The following is a 4,666-nucleotide window of genomic DNA, read 5'->3' on the forward strand; positions in this document are numbered from 1 at the left end:
ACATTGCTGCCGACAGCCAGGGTCTCTCCACCGTTGGGACTGAGGATCTGTGGCGGCGTGACGATGCGGAAGGTTGCATCGGAAAAGTCATTGCCGATGAAGTTTCCGGCGGCATTTTTGGCGTTGATGCGCAGCAGCACCTGGTCGCTGGGGATGTTCGGGACCGTCCAGACAAAGCTGGTTCCGGTGACGTTGCTGCGCAACCACTGCCAGGTCGATCCATTGTCCGTGGAGAAGCGCAACAGGTAGCTGGCTGCATCAGGATGAGGATGCCAGTTGATAGTGACATTGCTGCCGACAGTCAGAATTTCACCGCCATTGGGACTGATTATCTGAGGTGCGTGGATAATGCTCAGGGGGGCATCGGAGAAATCATTGCCGATATAGTTGCCGGCACCGTCCTTTGCATTGATTCGCACCAAAACCTGGCTGCTGGTCTCGTCGGGGACCACCCATGAAAAACTGCTACCAGTGACGTTGTTGCGCAGCCACTTCCAGGTTGTGCCGCCATCAGTGGAGTAGCGCAGCAGGTAGCTGGCCGCACCGGTCTGTGGTTGCCAGGTAATGTTGACACTGGTTCCCACGGCGAGGAATTCTCCCCCGTTGGGGTAGGTGACGGCCAGCGGCACTGTCGCCGCGACCGGCGTGAAATCAGCGATATAGGCGGTCTCATTCTGGGCCTGGTCGATCGCGGTAATCTGCCAGTGGTAGAGGGTCCCTTCGGTCAGCACCTGGCCGCTGTCGGCGAAGGCGTAACTGGTGGTGCCGGCCGGCAGTTCGGGGCTGTCCCACCGGTAGCCGTTGTCATCCCAGAGGGAGATCTCGTAGACATAGGTTCCCGTCGGGGTAAACGAGGGGGCCGTCCAGGTGAACACCGGCTGGGTGGCGTTCGGGGTGTCACCGACCGGCGCCGTGGGGTTCGGGAAGTTGTCAAAGACCTGAGTGACCTGGCCGCCATAGATGCCGCCGGTGCCGTCGGCAAAGTCAACACTGTAGGAATAGGGGGTGCCGACGACCGGTCGGGTCGTCATGGGGAAGAAAGCGTCGTAGCCGTAGTGATCCTCGGGAGCCAGGTCGATGGGCTGGGACAGACCGGCCACGACCGACATCCGAACCGGAATCTTGTTGCCGGTGTGGAGGGCGAAGATCAGGCCATAGCCGTCGCTGCTGCCGTCGGTGCCATGGTGGGTGCCGAGTGAGGAGAAGGCACCCACATCGCTGAGGGTGAGAGAAAGTCCGGTGAAATCACCCGTGACAGTAACCGTCGGGTCGAAGGCTCCGAAGTTGTTGATATCCCCGGTATCCGGATAACCGTTGTTATTGACGTCGAGGAAGGTCAGGGCATAGTAGGTGCCGTCGGGAACGCCGGCAATGCTGAAGGCGGTGCCGGCAGAGGCATCGGCGATCCGGGTTGAATAGGCTATTTCGGTCTGAATATCGAGGAGGAAAACGTACAGCGGAGTTCCGGTCAGGTTGGCCGTGATGTTGCTGTCCAGGGTGACGGATCCCGACACGGTTGACGGCCCGGACGGCACGGCCGGGGTGACGGTCAGGTCGACGCCCGGGGTCGATTCGGTCGCGCCGATGGTCGCCGTCATCACGAACGTGTAGGCGGTGCCGTTGGCCAGGCCGGGGATGACGGCAAAGGTTTCACCGTTGGCCGGGAGGCCGGTCAGGGCGCCGTCATGGACGGTCGGGGTCGGGACCCCGCCGGCCTTCCAGTAGATGTTGTAGCTGTCGGCCTTGATCAGGCCGTTCATATCCCGTTCCGGCTTCCAGGCCACCAGGGCGTAGCCGTCGCCCGGTTCCACCGCGCTCAGGGTCGGGGAGATCGGCGTATAGGCCTGGGCATCGACCGTGTCGGCATCAACGAGGGTGATGTTGATGTTGCCTGCATTGCCGCCGGTGACGGTGAAGGGGGCCGACATCCCACGCGGCATCGATGAGGTCGGTGCGCCGAGATCACTCCCTTCGAGGAAGGCCATCACCTGGTAGCTGCCGTCCGGCAGCAGGTTGCGAATACTGAACGGTCCGGCAGGCCCGTCGAGGCTGGTGCCGTAGATGGTCGATTCCATGTTGGCGTCGACGACGAAGAGGAACACCCGGCCGGTGGATGTGCTGCTGTTATTGGTGATGGTGCCGCTGATGGCGGCGGCCTGGGAGACACCCTTGAGGACGCCTTCGGTCACCGACTGCAGTTCCACCGGATAATACTTCTCGGTGAAGCTGTAGCCGATGAGACTGCCCTGCAGGATGACGGTGTCTCCGGCGGGAATGTTCTGCACTCGGAACTTGCCGCTGCTGTCGGTCGCTGAACCGGTCCAGTCGGTGCCGTTCCAGTATTCGACGGTATAACTGGTGCCCGGCGAGAGACTGCTGAGGGCGGTGACAGTGGCTCCGGAAAGGGCTGTGCCGGTATCGCTATCCTGTACGGAAGCGCGGATCATGCCGGTTCCGGGGGGGAGGTCGAGGAAGTTGAACAGGTACCAGGTGCCGGTGTCGAAACTGGAGTTCGCCGTCATGAAGCGGGTCTGCAACCCTTCGTAGCTTCCGGTCTTGGTAAATTGCAGGGAGAACAGCTTGCCCTGGGCTATCGGCAGGGAGAAATGGCCGCCGGCATCGGTTGTTGTCGTGTTACCGGGATTGCCGACTTCAGTTACCGTGACACCTGCCAGTATGCCGCCGGCATCCTCCACGCCACCGCTGATGGTATAGGTGCCACCTCCCGAGATCGGGGTGAAGATCACCTCGTTCTGGATCGAGTTGCCGTTGCCGTCAGTCAGGCGGACGCTCCAGCTGTAGGGTGAGGGTGGATCCTCCGGGATCGGGCTGCCGCCGTCATAGTCGTAGCTGAGCTGGTTGCCGGGAATATCCCAGGCGTCCCACGAGAAGCCGTTGCCGCGGAGATAGATCTCATAGCCGAAGGGTGCGACCATGGCCGCCTGGGGCGCCGCCCAGTGGAAGGTCGGGGTGGAAGCATTGGAAACCGTGCCCTGCGGGGCGAGCGGAGTCGGGAAATCGTCCAACACGCCGGTGACCTGGCCGGTGAGAGTTTCCGTGGTGCCGTCCGAGTAGGTGATGTCGAAGCTGTAGCTGTCGCCGATTCCCGGGCGGCTCGGGGAATCCTGCCAGAGGTCAAAGAAACCTGAGTCATCAATGCCGACATCGATCGGGAAGGGCAATGCTCCGCCCGATACCTGCACGCCGGCGACCCGCCGGTAGCCGGGTTCAACATTGAGGTTCAGGCCATAGTATTCACCACCGCCGGCCTTGCCGTGGGTGGTTTCCACCCGCTGGTAGCTGTTGGTGTTGTCGACCACCGGTGTCAGTCCGGTGACGTTGCCGCCGTTGACGGTAACCCGAGTGACCGGGCCGTTCATGGTGGAGAGGTCGCCGGCATCGAGGTAGCCGTTGTTGTTCATGTCCAGCAGGATGTAAAAGTCATAGCTGCCGTCCGAGACGCCATCAAGGTTAAAGGCGGTGGAGGTCGCGGGGTCGGGGGTCTGGTTGACGAAAATCGCCCCGGCAGCGAAGTTGACCAGCACCGTATAGGCCGGCGTCGAGGAGGAGAGTGGTCCGGGGGCGTTGTTAATGGTCAGATTTCCTGAAACGGTGTAGCCGCTGCTGCCGATGCCGATAAAGGCGTTCACCGGCGAAGTCGTGGTGCTGGTGTTGGAACCGATCTGGCTGGTCATGACAAAGTAATAAGTCTGGTCGTTGCTCAGCCCGCTGACCACGGCAAAGGAATTGTCGCTCGGTTTGATGCCGGTGATGACCCCGTCATAGCTGCCGGAGGTGGTTCCCGGAACACTGCCCAGTTTCCAGTAGAGGTTGTAGCTGTCGGCCTGGATGAAGGAGTCGGCGTCGCGCGGGTTGTCCCAGAGGACCAGCGCCAGGCCGTCACCCGGTGCCGCGACCTGAACCTGGGGCGGTTGCGGCACCAGGTTTTGCGGATCGATGGTGCCGGCATCCACCAGTGTAACGTCAGCACCGGTGGCAATGCCTGAAGTGATCGTGAAGGTTGCCGACATGCCGCGCGGCATCGACGTCAGCGGCAGACCGGTGTCGGCCACGTCCATCATTGCCAGCACCTGGTAGTTGCCGTCGGGAAGGTTGTTGTTGATGGTGAACGCCCCCGGCGCCGCGATGGTCGTGCCGCAGGGCATCTCGTCGCCGACGGCGCTGAAGACCTTCAGGTAGACCCGGGCGACAGAACTGCTGCTGCCGTTGGTCACGGTACCGGTAATGGTGCCGGCAAAGGCGGTGCCGGCCAGAGTCAGCAGGCACAAAATGATAAAAAGAGTGTGTTGCGCTGTCCTGAAAATGCTATTGGATTTCATAACTGTCCTTCCCTTCTTTCCTGTGTTTGTTCGACCGAAAAAAAGAACCCGGCCATGTGGGAGGCCGGGGGGAATGAGAAATTCCTGAAGGGGTGTTGTCGGCAGGAGCTTTTCACTCTCTTCGGCAACCCGGCTGTCCTTGCAGGACCCTTGGTTTTGCGCCACCGGATTGCCCCGGTTTTGCTCTTGTCGGAGAGTTTGTTAATAAAAAAGGCTTGAGAAGGATATAAAACAGGGTTTGTCTATGTCAAGGACATTTTACGGTAGTCGTCCCTGAAAAATTCGAAATCGGCGCTCCAGCAGACGTAAGGCCGGCATCCCGGATT

1 protein-coding gene and 1 riboswitch are annotated in these 4,666 nt (G+C 61.0%); the gene reads right to left on the reverse strand.

Going from position 1 to position 4,666, the window contains the following annotated elements; translation table 11 throughout:
* Positions 1–4,340: hypothetical protein (locus C2E25_RS16995; RefSeq protein WP_158247326.1), on the reverse strand; the 4,340-nt coding region annotated here is incomplete at its 3' end.
* Positions 4,341–4,460: 120 nt separating this feature from the next.
* A riboswitch (cyclic di-GMP riboswitch) is annotated at positions 4,461–4,535 on the reverse strand.
* Positions 4,536–4,666 lie beyond the last annotated feature (131 nt).

The sequence above is a fragment of the Geothermobacter hydrogeniphilus genome (assembly GCF_002898515.1).
Taxonomy (GTDB): domain Bacteria; phylum Desulfobacterota; class Desulfuromonadia; order Desulfuromonadales; family Geothermobacteraceae; genus Geothermobacter_A.